The organism is Hydrogenophilus islandicus (assembly GCF_054657095.1).
In genome coordinates this window covers 1-361 of the sequence record NZ_BAAHXE010000082.1, presented here as the reverse complement: position 1 = coordinate 361, position 361 = coordinate 1, and the positions used below count along the sequence as shown (strand labels likewise).

Below are 361 nucleotides of genomic sequence, written 5' to 3'. Positions count from 1 at the left end.
CCAAGCCTTCCTGCAGCGGATCGTCAATGGCGGCGGCCGGATCACGCGCGAATATGGGCTGGGACGCAAACGCACCGATCTGCTTATTGAGTGGCCGCTCGACCCCGCCCAAGGGCTCTTTGGCCCGAAGCAGCGGATTGTGGTGGAATGTAAGCTCATCCACAACGGCAAAAGTCCCGAGAAGGTGCTCGACGAAGGAATCGCGCAGGTTGCCGACTACGCCGACCGCGCGGGGGCGGAGGAGGCCTACCTTATCCTCTTTGACCGGCGCGAGAACCAGCCGTGGGAGGCGCGCCTCTGGCAGCGGCAAGTGCCGTGGCCCGGCCACCCCGAGCGGGTCATCGGGGTGTGGGGGATGTAG

Annotated in this window: 1 pseudogene; it reads left to right on the top strand. The window is 65.7% G+C overall.

The window, feature by feature from the left end:
* Positions 1-361, top strand: a pseudogene (locus ACYQ6T_RS10755) (ATP-binding protein); the annotation flags it as partial.